The 15192-nt window shown below is 45.5% G+C and carries 15 protein-coding genes; 11 read left to right on the top strand and 4 right to left on the bottom strand.

Features of this window, described 5'->3' with window-relative positions; translation table 11 throughout:
• The first annotated feature begins 38 nt into the window (after positions 1–38).
• The 9 genes from MVI27_RS08450 to MVI27_RS08410 all read left to right on the top strand — a co-directional run bounded on the left by MVI27_RS08450 (position 39) and on the right by MVI27_RS08410 (position 9277).
• Positions 39–926 carry a TssN family type VI secretion system protein gene (locus MVI27_RS08450; protein WP_246960756.1) on the top strand — a complete coding sequence of 296 codons (888 nt, stop codon included), beginning with the start codon at positions 39–41 and terminating at the stop codon, positions 924–926.
• Positions 927–958: 32 nt separating this feature from the next.
• On the top strand, positions 959–2104 hold the full coding sequence (locus tag MVI27_RS08445; protein WP_246960752.1) for a hypothetical protein: 1146 nt from the start codon (positions 959–961) through the stop codon (positions 2102–2104).
• Between the two features lie 113 nt (positions 2105–2217).
• Positions 2218–2889 carry a response regulator transcription factor gene (locus MVI27_RS08440; protein WP_246960749.1) on the top strand — a complete coding sequence of 224 codons (672 nt, stop codon included), beginning with the start codon at positions 2218–2220 and terminating at the stop codon, positions 2887–2889.
• Between the two features lie 4 nt (positions 2890–2893).
• A complete protein-coding gene (tssO, locus tag MVI27_RS08435; RefSeq protein ID WP_246960746.1) occupies positions 2894–3445 on the top strand; it encodes a type VI secretion system TssO in 552 nt (183 codons plus the stop codon).
• A gap of 5 nt (positions 3446–3450) precedes the next feature.
• Positions 3451–3978: a type VI secretion system TssO gene (tssO, locus tag MVI27_RS08430; protein WP_246960743.1), complete on the top strand. Its 528-nt coding sequence runs from the start codon at positions 3451–3453 to the stop codon at positions 3976–3978.
• Positions 3979–3987: 9 nt separating this feature from the next.
• Entirely contained in the window at positions 3988–4911 is a 924-nt protein-coding gene (locus MVI27_RS08425; RefSeq protein WP_246960740.1) for a PKD domain-containing protein, read from the top strand.
• 2 nt (positions 4912–4913) lie between these two features.
• Positions 4914–7292 carry a type VI secretion system protein TssR domain-containing protein gene (gene tssR / locus MVI27_RS08420; RefSeq protein ID WP_246960738.1) on the top strand — a complete coding sequence of 793 codons (2379 nt, stop codon included), beginning with the start codon at positions 4914–4916 and terminating at the stop codon, positions 7290–7292.
• A 149-nt stretch (positions 7293–7441) separates the two neighbouring features.
• On the top strand, positions 7442–7888 hold the full coding sequence (locus MVI27_RS08415; RefSeq protein ID WP_246960736.1) for a type VI secretion system contractile sheath small subunit: 447 nt from the start codon (positions 7442–7444) through the stop codon (positions 7886–7888).
• Between the two features lie 18 nt (positions 7889–7906).
• On the top strand, positions 7907–9277 hold the full coding sequence (locus MVI27_RS08410; RefSeq protein WP_246960733.1) for a DUF5458 family protein: 1371 nt from the start codon (positions 7907–7909) through the stop codon (positions 9275–9277).
• A gap of 203 nt (positions 9278–9480) precedes the next feature.
• Here MVI27_RS08410 and MVI27_RS08405 read toward each other — a convergent pair whose 3' ends face one another.
• The 4 genes from MVI27_RS08405 to MVI27_RS08390 are packed head-to-tail and all read right to left on the bottom strand — an operon-like array spanning position 9481 to position 13246.
• Positions 9481–10533: a DUF3810 domain-containing protein gene (locus tag MVI27_RS08405; protein WP_246960731.1), complete on the bottom strand. Its 1053-nt coding sequence runs from the start codon at positions 10531–10533 to the stop codon at positions 9481–9483.
• Positions 10514–11974 (bottom strand): MFS transporter, encoded by a 1461-nt coding sequence (locus MVI27_RS08400; protein ID WP_246960729.1) that lies wholly within the window; start codon positions 11972–11974, stop codon positions 10514–10516. Before MVI27_RS08400 ends, MVI27_RS08405 begins: the two co-directional genes overlap by 20 nt.
• A gap of 36 nt (positions 11975–12010) precedes the next feature.
• Entirely contained in the window at positions 12011–12742 is a 732-nt protein-coding gene (locus tag MVI27_RS08395) for a lysophospholipid acyltransferase family protein (RefSeq protein WP_246960727.1), read from the bottom strand.
• Positions 12743–12787: 45 nt separating this feature from the next.
• Positions 12788–13246 carry a GtrA family protein gene (locus MVI27_RS08390; RefSeq protein WP_246960725.1) on the bottom strand — a complete coding sequence of 153 codons (459 nt, stop codon included), beginning with the start codon at positions 13244–13246 and terminating at the stop codon, positions 12788–12790.
• A 203-nt stretch (positions 13247–13449) separates the two neighbouring features.
• Between MVI27_RS08390 and MVI27_RS08385 the strand changes: the two genes are divergently transcribed.
• Positions 13450–13692 (top strand): hypothetical protein, encoded by a 243-nt coding sequence (locus MVI27_RS08385; protein WP_246960721.1) that lies wholly within the window; start codon positions 13450–13452, stop codon positions 13690–13692.
• Between the two features lie 74 nt (positions 13693–13766).
• Positions 13767–15191 (top strand): CCA tRNA nucleotidyltransferase, encoded by a 1425-nt coding sequence (locus tag MVI27_RS08380; RefSeq protein ID WP_246960718.1) that lies wholly within the window; start codon positions 13767–13769, stop codon positions 15189–15191.
• The last annotated feature ends 1 nt before the right edge of the window (position 15192 follow it).

Here is a 15192-nt window from a genome sequence, read left to right as displayed (position 1 = left end):
ATATAAAAAGAGTTCAACAGACAGATTAATAATACCATATGCAGTTCACCTCTCTGAAAGGAATTTTTCTCAGTTATCTGCTCATGCCACTCATCGCCACGGTGATGGTGTTTATTTTAAGTGCGCTGCGCCGCAGCCGTCCGGCCATCCGGGTGCGCAATATTATTTTGTATGTGCTCATTGGCGGACTGGCCCTGGCGATTCCGGGCTTTCTGGGATTCTCCGGCAATCTTTTTAGCCCCTGGTGGTATCTGGTGGCCATGCTGGTGTACCTGGGCCTGGGGATTCTGCATGTGAATCTATTACACCGGTTTTTCCGTCGCCATTTCAATATTATGTGGAAAGCAGTACTGTTTGAAGTGCTGCTGAGTCTGACCGCTTTGGGCGTCGGCGGATATATTTTTACACTTATTTTTAAGTGGATGAGCAACGGAATGGGGAACGCACTGATGGCTGCCACCAGCGGAATTATTTTCGTGGTACCCTTGGCTTTTTATTATTGCTATCTGCAGTTCGTCAGTATTCCTTTTGATATTTATAAAACCTGGCAATACGATCCGGATCAGAAACCGCACAACTTTCAGGGAGCTGATTTCGACCGACTTATGGTTTTAAATGTGGAGCTGAGTAAGAATTCTCAGGATCCGCAGCGGTTCAACATCAAAGCTAAAACATTACCCACAGGCATTACCTTCGGCGACTGGTTCCTGCGCGTGGTGGATGATTATAACTTTAAAAACGGGAATTCGCCTATCCAGTTGCGTGATGCTGCCGGACAGTCCTTTTATTGGATATTTTATGTAAAAAAATCGTTTTTCAGTATGCGGAAGTATATTGATTTTGAAAAAGATATTACCGAAAATAATATATCGCAGAATGAAACCGTAATCTGCAAACGTGTGATTAATCATAAAGAGGCCGAGTAAGCCTTCATTATTTTATTATAAAGATTTTAGGAATGATACAGTCTGTAAAACATTTTGCCGTGAACTGGGTTGATGGGATGAAAGTTTCCCGTGAACATTTTACCCAGCAGGAAGATTTTATGCTTGATGCCCTGCGGGACACGGCTTCTTTGCCGCTCAATGCTTTTAATTATGGTCTTTTGCCGGCAGCAGATCCGTATGATAAGCATACACTGTATGAAATCCGCAGTACCGCGACCAATGATGCCCAACTCATTATCCGCAAGTGTGCGGCCATCACCATGGCCGGTCACCGCGTGGAAATTGCCGATTATGAAAAAAACCTGCGCGAAATATCTGCGCGTCAGCAAGCAGACTCCGGCGAGGCAGATGGCGAGTTTTATATTCTGGCTTCCGTTAATCCGTTTGACAAAATTCCTTTCGGCGATATTGATTCTGAAGAAATTCCGCCGCGCCATCCTTTTACGCGGTCCAACTACCGTATCGAACTGGTGGAAACCGCCGTGCTGCACAGCAGTTTCTCGGGCGGGAACTATCTGGTATTGGGCAAGGTGGATATCCGGTCCGGCATTGCGCGCATTGATCCGCATTATATTCCGCCGTGTACATCCGTGGAGAGTCACCCCAGACTGGTGGAATATTATGAAACCTACAGCGGCATCTGGAGCAACCTGCGGCAGTACTGTTTCCGTATTTTGCAAAAAGCCGCACACCAGAATCAGAATAATACGCTCGCAGAAAATGTGAAGACATTGTGCCGGAGCCTGGTGGGCCACCTCAGCGAAAATTATTTCCGTTTCCGCAATATGGTGCCGTCGCAGCCACCGGTCTATTTAATTAATATTTATTCCCAGCTGGCGCTGCGCCTGTACAATGATACCCAGATGATGGTGCCGGCCGAACTGGAAGAAATGCTGAATTACAGCTTGGAATGGAGCGAAGTGGCACCGCATACTATTTTGAATCAGCTGACCTCCGTGGCAGAAATCCAATACACCCATCATGACAGCGGAGAAATCTTCAGCAATATATTGCTCCTGTTGAAGAGCCTGGAGCAGATCATGGGTAAACTCAGTGAGCTGGAATATATCGGCCAGCGCAAGGAAAATATTATTGTGAACGAGCAGGCGGTCCGCACCGGTGTGGATCCGCGCAAAGGCTGGAGCGTTATTGATTAATGCACAATTCAGCAGCGGGCCACCCGGTGGCATTAAGTAGTTATTTAAAAAAACAGGACAGGTGAGGTAGGAAGATAGGGTAGAGGGACACCTAAAAAAAACAATACAGGCTTATGTTAAAGGAACCAAACAGTGCGGTACGGTTTTCTATTGCCGAAAGCGATTTTTATTTCAAGCAGTTTCTCACCAAAATGTTGCTGGAGAATCCTTTTTACAGCATCGTGAATGACTGTAATAACGGAAACGAGCTGATCAATCGGCTCTACCGCCGTCAGGAAGATGTCTTTATTCTGAGCCTGTACATGCCCATTCTCAGCGGTATCGAAGCCATCCGTTTCATCCGCAAATCACATCCGGAGGTTCCTATTATCACCTATTCCGCTACCTACCAGGAAGACATGGCCGGGTTGCTGGAAGAAATTCCGCATGTGTACTATTGCCAGAAAAGCAGCATTATCATCCGCGATATTCTGCGGAACTGTGTCCTTTCTTCGCAGGACAAATACGACGATTATAAAAAAGAATGGGCCGCGCAATCCGAAGCGGTGCAGGAATACATGAGCCGGCAGAAGGAGCAGCAGAAAGAACTGTCCGTCACGGAAATTCAGATTATTAAGCTCTGTTATGAAGGATACAGTAACAAGGAAATTGCAGAAATGCTGTGTCTCAGTAATCGAACCGTCGATACTTATATCAACCGGCTTACCGAAAAGCTGGGCCTGAAGAGTAAGATCGATCTGGTGCGGTTCTGTGTGGAAAACGGATATTATAATTCAAGCATTTAATCTTATGAAATCATACGGACAAAAAAAATTAAATACACAGGAAGTTCGGAACGCCACGCTTCGTTTCGTACTCTCCTTCGCGCTGCTGGCCGGCCTTACCTTTCTTACGGTCTTTATGTTTTTTAAAAGCTCCCGGATGCAGGCTAAAAATGTACGTCAGGAACTGGAAGAGTATCGAATGATGCTGGGACGAAATGAACTCCTTAAACAAAAAATGGATACGATTTATGTGAAAATGTCCAAACTAAGTATGAATAAGGTAGAGAACGATATTTTTCTGCGTAATTCCATTATCGAAGATATGACGCTTTGCCGGCAACTAATCGGTGTGGATAGCACGGAAAGGCTTAAACACTATTCGGCGCTGCTGAATGATTTGCAACCCATGCTTACCTATAAGAATGATTTGATTAAAAAGAAAATGGAAGAACAGTCTGCCAGCCGGCGTTTGAAGGAATGCATGGGAAATGTGAGCCGTGTTACCAGCCAGATCGATTCGCGCCGTGCAGCCGCGGCTACGCGGGGTGGTCGTTTATTTAAGTCTAATTCAAAATAACAGTCATGCAGATCCAGATCACCTTATCCCGAAAAGAAAAAAGATATTATTTCCTCTATTTGCTGGGAATGCTGTGTTTTGCCGTGGGAGTGGTGGCCGTAGCCGTATTGTACAGCCATCCCTCGCCGTTCTCAGAATCAGACATGCATGCGATTTATACCCTGCAGGAGAAAAACAGATTTGAAGAAGCCCGTAAACCTTTCCAAAAACAAACCGACAGTACCTTTTCTAAACTTGAAAAATTCGATGCGGAAAAGACCTCTCCGCTGGAAGAAAACGATATTAAAATGGGAATCAGCGAGATTCAGAATGCGTTTGCACTTACCAATGTGAAAGATCCGCGGATTTCTGCTTTTGAGCAGATTGGCCGGTTCTATAAGATGTTTTATGATGATAAGAAGAGTGCGGCCGTGATTGAAGATAACATCCGGATTTTTGAAAAACAGTTTGATGATTGTTCTGTGGGCTACCGTGACCGCCGCCAGCAGATGATGCAGCGTGAAAACGCTGAATTGATGAGCAACCGAAGATAAAATATAACTATGAACTATTTACAAAAAAACAGGCGCACAATTACTTTCATTGTTCTGGGGATTGTGCTGTTTACAGCGCTGCTGATCTGGGGGATCAGAAAGCAGGAGTACACGCCCGAAGACATTTCGGCGACGGTGTATCCGATTTCGTTGAATACAGGTGAAACCATCACCTTCGAAGACAAATCGCCTTTTGGCCAGACCCGCAAATGGCTGCTCGGCGACGGCTTCGAAAGTGCGGAAAGAAAAGGTCAGCACGTGTTTAAAAAACCGGGTTATTATCAGGTCACGCTCCTGATTGATAATAAACTTTCCCGCACCTTTCCCGTACTCGTATCTTCCGGCGTGGTGGAAGTGGACACGGAAAGAGCACCGACCTTGATTGATGCTCCGACGCAGGCGATGCAACTGGAAAATGTGCTTTTCCGCGCAGTGTCTTCAGATGCCAAGGTCTATACCTGGAAGTTTGGCGAGTCCGGCCAGATTGACGCCAAAGAAAAAATGGCAACCTACGCGTTTAAAAATCCGGGTAACTATGTCGTGACTTTATATACCGACGCTGATGCTGAGCCGCTTATTCACCAGATCCGCGTGTTACCTGCCTATCCTGCATTGGAAGATGAACCCGAACTGGCGCCTGCAGGACCTACGGAAAGTGAAATTCACAGCAAAATCAACGATGATTTCCGCTACCATTTACAGCAGATTGCCAACGGTAATAATTTTAATTATCATTATAACTATCTGCTGACCACCTACTTGTGCAACAAAGATAATGTGTCTGTTTCGGTGAATGATAAAAACAATTCTTTCTATTATTACTGTACCGGTCTGCAGTTCGATAAGAATAATCTGATCCAAGAAGTAACCACCACTGTGGATACTTTCCGCAACTGCATCAGTAAAGTTGAAGTTAAACAAAGTAAGCAATAATCATGAAGAACTATACTCCCGCTCCGCTCAGCACAGTTGCCCTGGCGCTCGGCGCTTTCATAATCGTGAGTTGCCATGTGCGCATTCCGTCCCATTCCACACCCAAGCCCAAGGCGTATGGTGCCATTGATCAGATTGAAGTTTCCGAAGGATATCCGCTGAAAGCAGAACCCTGGGTGGTGATCTCCGACCGTGGTAATAATACCGTTTTTATGGACCGTGGTGATGAGAAATCGCCAAAAGAACTGGCCTTTTTGGAACCATTATTAGTTGTAAAGCACAACCGCAACAAAGGTTTGGTTAAGGTCGCGCAATACAACCCCGATGCTCTGCTCAAAAAATTACCGGCCAATTCAGTGAAAACGTATGGCTGGATTCCGATGAATCAGTTGTTGCTGTGGCGGAATGCCGTACCGAACCGCGAAAACGGATTTGCTTTAAAAGGAACCCTGGTGCCGCGCAATTCCGATGTGTTGAAATCCGGAGAAAAATATATGAAGAATGATTCGGTGCTGCTTTTCTCTTCGCCGGATCTCACGATGGCACTGCCAAAGAAATTACCGGTCGGACAGCTGGTATACGTTTATAAAAATGCGGAAGAAAACCGCCGCTACCTAGTCGGGAAAACACCATCGATTCCATTGGATAGTATCGACAGTAATGTGTATGGCTGGGTAAGCAGCAACATGCTGGCTGCCTGGGGCGACCGTACCGGCCTTCGCGTGTCACCGGATTATAATTATACCGAGGAAAACGATCTTTCCCTGCAGAAAGATGTAACCGACGGTACTTCCTCCAATGAACATTTTAAATTATCTGAAGCGGAAAGCCGCTCCGATGTGGAAAACCTGATTGGTGTGCGGCCTGCAACAATGCGGAAGACAGCCCGCGCCAGATTCTTCAGCAATGCTTTGGATTATTCCAAAAACTTCGTCTATAATGTTTTGGGCGAACCTTTATATTATCCGCGCTACCGGGAAATTACCAACCGTAATAAAAATCTGAATATCGTCTTCACCATGGATGTGAGCAACGAAAACAGCCAGAATGCGGCGGTGGCCAAATCAGCTTTCCAGGATTTTCAGTTTAAACTCAAAGATCTTGGCTATTACCGGAATGTACATTTTGGAGCAGTCTTATTTAAAAATAATACCTGCGGTGAGAACGTAGCTGTGTCAACCTTAAGTTCTGATTTTAATAAAATCGCGCAGTTCATTGATGAAAAATCGATGCAGATGAACTGCAACACCATGGGCGGCCAACCCATGCAGGAAGGCCTCGAAGCAGCAGGCGACCTGCTAACGCCCTACCGCGACGATACCAATATCGTGGTGCTGGTAGGTGCCAGCGCAAATATGTCCGGCAATACGGCCAATGCAGTCCGCAGCCTTTCCAAAGCAAGAGCAAGGCTGGTGTCGTACCAAACGGTTTCCGGCTCGGCTGATACGTACAATAACTTTGTGCTGCTTTCAGAAAATATCGTGACCAATTCCGCACGGAATATCGCTGAGCTGGAGAAGCAGCGAACCATCGCGCAAAACACAGTGATGAACCGCAATAATTATAACCTGCAGAAGGGTGAGGAAGGAATTTTCTCCCTGGATTACCCGAACAGCAGCATGACACAGGGCTTCGTAATTTATCCTAAAAAAGGCGAAATTAATTCAAACGCAAGGCTTGCTCGCTCGCTCGACAGTCTGATTGCCCAGGCCACACATCAGAACAAGATAACGGATGCCATGCTGACAGATTATTTCAAATCACCGCTTGGCTCTTCCAGAACGGAACTGAAAGCCGAGTATCGTCCACAGTTTCCGGATGCGCCGGCACTTATTCCGGTAGAAACCGCCTCACAGCTGGTGGTGTACAGCAATCCTTTTCTCACCAAAGGAAGCTATACTGCTGAATACGAAAATTATTATCCGGCGGTGCAAAAAGGAATTCTTATTTCCGAAAAGGAATATGAAGATTTAAAGAAAATGTACCAGTTGATTTACCAGGAAACCAAGCCGTATGGAAATGAGTTTTCACAGGAACGTGCGGTGAATGCGTATTTAAAAATTTTAAAGAGTGAAATGGGCGACAAATATAAGCGCCGTACGATGTTAGAGAATCCGATGGCCTATTCCGTCGCGGCGGTGACCGGCTTTGATAATTCCGGTGAGGAACTGCTGTCTAAATATAAGCTGGAAGGCTGGAAAAAGTCGAAGGTAGTTCCGTCTGATGCTGTGCGTGCTTATTTTAATCAGTACCGGATGCTCGCCAACCGCATGCTGGAAAACAAAGGCAACAGTAAAATAATTATAGACCAGAACGGTGAGAAGTTTTATTGGCTGAACGCGTATTTCATGCCGATGATCAATCCGGTGGACCAATTGTAAACTAGAATCAATTTTAAATTGAGTTCAACAATAAATTTTATAAAAAAACAGATAAAGAGATACAAGTTTTAGCATAGTTGGTATCTCTTAAAAAAAATTCCTACTTTAGGGAAACCAAATCATTAAATAATTAATTAAAACAATACATTATGGCAATGTTTAACTACGGTGTAGGGGGCAATGAAATAAAAGTAGATGCCAATGAAGCCATACATCAGATCCAGGAAAACCGGTCACTGCTGGTAAGCAAACTGACCGAAGATGAACCTTTTGTACCGGAAGTGGTCAAAGGATTGAAAACAGTAGACGATGTTTTTCGGCATTTCGAGCCTTCGGTAGGAGTACAGCACGAGACCGAAGACGGAACAATCGTGGATGAAGAATTCCGATTTCACCATTTGGCGGATTTCACACCGAAAAATCTGGTGCAAAACTCTGAATATCTGAAAACGCTGAGCATCGAACAGGAACAGTACAATAAAATCTTGCGTCAGCTTAAAAATAATAAGTTGCTCCGCACGCTGCTGCAGAATGAAGAGACCAAAGATGCCCTAGTGGAAGTATTAAAAGAAGTAGCCAGCGAACTTGATAAATAATCTGTAAACAACCTGATCATGAGTAATAAACAAGAAGCTGAACAGCAACAACAACACCAGCAGCAAGTCCAGACGCAAACCGTCGCGCCCAAAAAGCAGGATGCACTGCAGGTTCTGAATAAAGTCGGAGGTTTTAATTTTGTGGAAACGGTGGTAGATGGCATCGCCAATATGAACCCGACCCGCAAAGCCCGAAAAGAAATTTTCCTGAATGACAGTTCCAAAAAAACTGAGCGCAAAGACCTGCTTAAAAAATTAAATCTTTGGATCTCTCTGCTGGAAAATCACAGCACGGCCGAAGAAATGGCAAATACCTGCCGTACAAAGGCTACAAGTGCCGAACAAAATTTAAAAAAGAACCTTAAAAATACCCTGGATACCGTTCGCGAACTGGAAACTAATTACCGCACCGTGGCACAGTTCTACAAGAACACGGAACTGGATAAGGTGGATAACGTGAGCATCGTCAATGCCTCGCTGGAACAAATGGCTGATTTGGATAATCCGCTGTTCATTGAAGCGATTGCGGAGGAATTTAAGCAGAACTACGACCGTCTGGACCTGCGCGATAACTATTCGATTCTGGCAATTCCGGGCTATCTTGGCTCCAATAAAGTCGTGGAAAAATGGGCCAAGATCTGCAATGAGAACAAAGTAATGATGGTGACCGACTTTGCCAACCTTGATAAACCGGATGATGTGGTGGATCTTTTCCATTCCGCTAATCTCACGGGTGGTGAACTGCACCGGAGTAATGTGATCATGACTGCTAACTGGCTCGTGGGCCGCGGTAGGGCAGAAGAGGTAGGCGAGGAAGAAAACGTGGATCTTCCGCCGTCCACTTCGCTGGCTGGTAAGATTTATAAAACCCTGATGTCTCAGGTAGCAGCCGGTAAAAAACACGGAAACATCAATGAAGTGGATGCCGTGAAATTTGACCTAAAGAAAAGTGAAATTTCGCAGCTGGAGAAAATGGGTCTGGTGCCGATGGTAAATGAATATGGTAAAATTATGGCGTTCTCCGCCAAGACGTTGTTCACTGGTGATAATATCGGCTTGCAGACGTATTCGGTGGTCCGCGTTTTCGATTATGTAACCAAGGTTCTGCTCGACTTCCTGAACCGTCGCGCGTTCGAAAACTGGAATCCGCGTAATGAAGACGATCTTCGCCGTCAGATCGTAACCTTCCTGGACGGAATTAAAGGTCCTGATAAATTAATTGAGAAGTTTAAAATCGTTCGTTTTGAACAGGATAAAGTGAATAAGGACCGCGTGTGGCTGGACATCCGCATGACGCCGTATTTCCCGACCAAGAGTTTCGTTATTAAGCTCGATGGTCATAAAGGAGATGATGGCAATGAATGGGAAGCAGAGTACCAACAGGAATAATACAGAAGCCGCTAAAGGCGGGTTTTTCTTTGGACTATATTATCGATTTGCACCATGGGATTATAATTATCGACAATATCAATTGGAAATATCAAAAATAAGCTCTAAGTTTACATCGCTTTAGAAATCAACCTCTAAAGCGCTTAAATTTTTTTTCATCATTTGTGTTTGGGAACCGTCTTATGTAAATAGGACGGTTCTTTTTATTTGTTTAATCTTTGATACTGCAGCAACAATTCTACAAAATAAGAATACGTGATGCTGCCTTCCTGCCGGTTCGACTTTAAGAACAAATCGTTGGTGAAACCGAAGAACAATTCAACCGGTCCGCGGTGTTTCTCGGCAAATCTCAGTTCTGCTTCACGGTCACGTTTCATCGCCGGAGAATACTGATTAAGAACTTTCTCTACGAACTGCTTTTCAGTTTCCGGCAGGGCACGTAACAGAGACTTTAAAGTGAAATACGAGGTGCTGTATCGCAAGGCCGCATTATTGGATTGCATCCCGGTGAGATAGCCAATGAAATTTGCTTCCTGCTCGCGCGCAAAGCCCACCTGATGCGCCGCTTCATGCGCCAGTGTAAACGGCAGGGAACTGTGCGGCATCTCTGCATTGTATTGTGCTTCGGTGGTAAACGGATTATAATATCCCATGATGCCGGAGTAGCTCATCAGGCCGGAAAAAAGACTGGGTTTAATGGTTTTCACCGGAAGTTTCATCTGCGGACCAAAGGGCTCTGGCAAAGATAGTTGAGCTTCCCGTATATTGACTTTTATTCTATACACGTCATCAATCGTAAATACACCGGTAATGTCCTCTGTGCACTGCGCACGGTACTTTTTGCTTAGCTCGAGATAGTCGGTCGCTAGTTTTTTGATAGTGGCCACATCTGAGGCACTTTTCGGCAGCTGATCGGAGAGCGGTGGTTTGAAATACATCAATCCCCAGGCACAATAATACCAGAAAGTGAGCGCATTCAAAATGATCAGCACAAAAGTGATCATGCGTTTCCGGCGGTATTTTTTAAAATATAAGATAATACCAACCGCAAAGATGATCAGCAACAACCCATAAAAAAGATCACCCAGCGAAAAAGAAACAAAAAAGGCCAGCGGCTCCCACAGTTTTTGTAACCAGCCAAAAACCCGGGCAGCCAGTTCAACTGCGCGATCAGACCACGAGAGCAACGAGAACAAAACAAACTGGGCAAGTAAAATACCTGCCCAGATCCAATTTTTAAGCGACTGTTTCCTCAACTTCTTTTTCTTTAATCTGATCCAGGCTGATGCCTTGTGATTTCAAAATTCCCGTGACGCGCACGGCATAAAAGGCGAGGTATGCAAAACAGAGAACGCCCACAATATAACTAAAGTGAATATTGGTGAGGTCCGCCAGATATCCTTGGATCCAGCTGATGATCCCGCCCCCCATAATCATCATAATTAAGGAGCTGCTTCCCTGATTAGTGTGTTTCCCCAGGCCATTGATCGCCAAAGCAAAAATACACGGCCATAAGGTTGAACAGAATAACCCCACACTCGTAAATGCATAGACGGAAACCATTCCGGTAGTGAACATCCCGATCAGCAGCGCCAGAATTCCCATGCAGGAAAAGACCAGCAGCATGCGCGCCGGGTTTCCTTTGCTCGCAATGTCAGCCGCAATCATCACCAGGATAATCACGGAATAAATATAGAACGGCTGCAAATCATGTCTGGCAATTGCGTTCACCGCCAGGAAAACGCCGAAAGCCAGGTAGGGCGCCAGAAAACGCATGATCTTGCGCATACCGGCAGTCACATCAAATGCTTCCACGGCACCGGTCCAGCGGCCAATCATCATCGACGCCCAGTATAAAGAAATATAAGGTGCTACATCTTTGGTTTCAAAACCCAGTGAATTCTCCATGTACGCAGGCAGGTTGCTCGCGGTGGAAACTTCCACACCCACATACACGAAAATGGCGATCATGCCCATGATAAGTTGAGGATATTCAAACGCCGATTTTCTTTCGGTGCCGGTCGCTTGTGTTTTCGGTTCCTCGTTGCTGGCCGCAGTTACCTGCGGCAGCTTGGAAAATTTAATGAGAATCGCCACGAGCAAGAAAGCAATACCCAAGCCGATATACGGCAGTTTCACGCTTTCAATACTCGCTTCTGTATTCGCAATGGCAGCCGAACCAAAAATGGCAAAGGAAACGATCAGCGGACCGACCGTTGTTCCGAAATTGTTAATACCACCAGCCAAAGTTAAGCGTTGGGAGCCTGTCTCGGGCCGACCGAGTGCAATGGCCAGAGGATTGGCTACGATCTGCAGCAGGGAAAATCCAAGCCCGATCACGAATAATCCTGAAATCATTAATAAATACGAACCCATATTTGCGGCCGGAATGAAAAACAAGGTTCCCAGCACGGAAATAAGCAAACCATATATTAACCCGTTTTTATATCCGATCCGGTTAATGAGATCCTGACGCAGTGACTTTGAAATTAACATATACAATAGCGAACCTACCGTGTATGAAATATAGAAGGACAGCGAAACCAGCTGGCTCTGACTTTGGGTCAGATTAAAAGCTTTCTTAAAAACCGGAATCAGAATATCGTTGCTGGCAGCTATAAATCCCCAGAAGAAGAAAACGGTAATCAGCGGCAGAAACTGGCCCCAATTGGTTTTTACAGGTTGTTGAACAGGCATATTTTCAGTATTTTATAGAAACAAATATAATTAAATTTACCGCGCGGCCTCCTTCACTAAACTGGATTTAAGTAAAGAGTAGGCACGCTCTTTCAAGGCAGTCTGGGAATCGCCGGGTTCCAGAATATCAAGTAAAGTTACACGCACTTTTCCGGGATGGCCTTTCCCTGAATCAAAGGGAAACATCTCCTTCAAACCATGAAAAGCAAAAACAGCAATCGGAACCTGGAATTTATAACTTAAGGTAAAGGCACCATCTTTAAAATGGTCGAGAATTACGGAAGTGTCATCGGGTACACCCCCTTCCGGGAAAATAACAATGCTTTGGCCTTCCGCCATTCTTTCAGCGCAGCGCCGGTACACATCTGCGCGGCTGCGGGCAGAACTGCGGTCCACCATCACGCAGATCCGTTTATAAATCGTTCCGAAAATCGGGATGTTCACCAGTTCTTTTTTTCCCACATAACACAGCGGATGGTGCGGCATCAGCAAACAGGGCAGCATTACATCCATAATCGAAGTATGGTTTGAAATAAAAACATACTGCCGCGCCGAATCTATCTTTTTATCCGTTTCTCTGATGTATTCGTAACGGAAACCCATGCCGTAAAACATGCCGAAGCACCAGAAACGGATAAATTGGTAGGCGTAAGGATAATGCTCTTTCCGTACAGATAACAGCAACACCGGAATGCCCATTGCGATCGTTAGTACAGCACCGAGCAAAATCATCCAGCAGCGCCAAAGGTAATTCAGTAATCGACTCATGACCGAAAGTTACAGATTATACCAATGTAACGCGGTGTACATCCCTTATCCATTAAAAATAATTTTCTTTTTGACCGTATAATTCAGTACAGAAACCACCACAATCGCAGATATTTTACTTAAAATTTCTCGGCTGAACACAAATACGGGCGTCGGAACATCGTGCAAAATAATGTATCGGAAGAAGAGCTGGAAGAACGCAAGGCTCACCAGGGTCGATAAAAAGGAAATGCCCATGAAGTAAGCAAACTCTTTTCTTTTGCTGTGCTTCCCGCGTTCAAAAACGAACCAGATGCTCAGGAAATAATTCGTGATAATCCCCGAGCTCGTGGAAAAAATATTACTAACCGGAAAATGGATTCCGTGGAAATCACGCTCCTGCGAAAACAAGACTGGCAGATACAGGCTCAACAGTTTAAAGGTACCAATTTCTACCACAGCACTAAGGGCGCCGGCGATCCCGAAAAAGAAAATTTGTTTTTGTTTGAGAAGAAGTGTTTTCATGCCTGACTTGCAAATTTAAAACTATATGTTAAACAATCAGAAATCTTGTTAAATAATTTTTCTGCCGGGTATTATTGTTTAAATTTATTTTTTCTAAGCCGGAAAAGGTTGATAAATCATTAAAGTGCAATGGGTTAAATCACCCTCTCCGGCTTGGCTGCAGCCATCACACACACACTACCAAACCACAAAATATTATTATCATGATTGCAGACAGAACGTACCGGAAGTTTAAACCGCAGCAAAAACGGATCGAAGAGCTTGAACAGCAACACCCCAGGTTCCGGCGTGTATTTAAGGAATACGAAGCCCTCTCCGGTGAACTTTGGAATACCGACCCGAAAGCACATCGCAACCTGCCGGACGATTTTCTGCAGGCGCTGGAGATACAGACTGAATATCTGGAAGAAGAAATCGAGAAATGGCTTCGCGAACCTGAGTGCTAACGCGCACCTGCTTTCTGCCGGCTGGCTTTTTATTGCAGAAGTTTTACCTTTGCAGAAATTCCGCAGGCAGTTCCATGATCATCAATCTTAAGCAAAATAAAAACTTTTCACTTTTTAAATCAATTTCCCAGGTGGCGGCCGGCCGGCAACAGTCTGTCTATATTGTGGGCGGCTACGTACGGGACCTGTTGCTCAAGCGTCAGGTACCCTCGGATATTGATTTTGTAACGGAAGCCAACGGAATGGAACTGGCACAGGCTGTCGCAGCATCGTTGTCTCCCTCCCTGAAAGTAGCTGTTTTTAAGAATTACGGAACGGCGATGTTTCGGTACAAAGGCCTGGAACTGGAATTCGTAGGTGCCCGAAAAGAGAGCTACGCCGAGCATTCCCGCAATCCCGCGGTGGAGCCGGGCACGCTTCAGGACGATCAGCAGCGCCGCGATTTTACCATTAACTCGCTGGCGATATCGCTAAATGAAGAGGATTTCGGTGCGCTCATTGATCCGTTTAACGGGCTGGATGATTTAGAAAATAAAATTCTGCGGACACCTCTGGAACCAAGCCAGACGTATACCGACGATCCGCTGCGTATGATGCGCGCGATCCGTTTTGCGAGTACGCTCCAGTTTACTATTGAGCCTGACTCACTCGCTGCAATTCAGCAGGAAGCTTCCCGCATCCGCATTGTCTCGATGGAGAGAATCATGACGGAATTCAATAAAATCATGCTTTCCAGGAAACCGTCAGTTGGCTTAAAACTGCTGGAAAATACGGGCATTCTCGAAATTATTATGCCGGAACTTACCGCGCTGAAGGGCATTGAAGAGGTGGAAGGACAGACCCATAAGGATAACTTCTGGCATACGCTGGAGGTGGTGGACAATATTGCCGAACATACCGATAACCTTTGGTTGCGTTGGGCAGCGTTGTTACACGATATCGGCAAGGCGCCTACCAAAAAGTTTGTGGAAGGCACCGGCTGGACTTTTCATGGGCATGAATTCCGGGGTTCCAAAATGGTGGGCGGCATGTTCCGCCGGCTGAAGCTGCCGTTGGGTACTGATGCTAAATATGTGCAAAAGCTCGTGAAACTTTCTTCGCGGCCAATTGCACTGATTGATGACGACACCTCTGATTCCGCTTTGCGCCGTCTGCTGTTTGATGCCGGCGATGACCTGGAGGATCTGTTCACTTTGTGCAAAGCAGATATTACCACCAAGAATGCGGCAAAGCAAAACCGCTATAAAAAGAATTTTGAACTGGTCGCCCAGAAAATCCGCGAGGTGGAAGAAAAAGACCAGGTCCGCAATTTTCAGCCGCCTATTTCCGGGGAAGAAATCATGCAGATGTTTGGACTGAAACCCGGGCGTGAAATCGGTATCCTGAAAGAAAAAGTAAAAGAAGCGATTCTGGAAGGTGAGATTTTCAACAGCCACGAGGAAGCCAGAAAATACGTCGAAAGAGAAGGACTTGCCCTTGGCCTGACCTTACAGGCTTAGT

The sequence above is a fragment of the Chryseobacterium salipaludis genome (assembly GCF_022968825.1).
GTDB lineage: Bacteria > Bacteroidota > Bacteroidia > Flavobacteriales > Weeksellaceae > Kaistella > Kaistella salipaludis.
The sequence above is the reverse complement of the archived record's forward strand: the minus strand, read 5'-3'. Positions and strand labels throughout refer to the sequence as shown.